General features: G+C 51.2%; 1 pseudogene. It reads left to right on the forward strand.

Features of this window, described 5'->3' with window-relative positions:
• Window positions 1-295 (forward strand): annotated as a pseudogene (locus tag CHK_RS16615) (hypothetical protein); the annotation flags it as partial.

The raw sequence follows: 295 nt of genomic DNA on the forward strand, positions 1-295 counted from the left end.
GGAGCAGGGGACGATCCTTCAGCTTGTGGAGGCGTTCGTATGGACGTTTGGGGACGCGAACAATATCCTCATTTCATCATTGCTGCTCGTGTTGTTGTTTGCGGATATGCCCTTTATCTGTGAGGGAACGCCCTTTTACCTGATGCGAACGACACGTGCTGCATGGCTTTGGGGACAAATCATATATATCTGCTTAGCGACGGCATTGTATATGGCGTTTATCCTGTTTGCAACCTCCGCACTGTGTGCGCACAATTCGTTCATTGGCGACCAATGGAGCGAAACGGCGGCGATG

The sequence above is a fragment of the Christensenella hongkongensis genome, from assembly GCF_000981035.1.
GTDB classification, from domain to species: Bacteria; Bacillota; Clostridia; order Christensenellales; family Christensenellaceae; genus Christensenella; species Christensenella hongkongensis.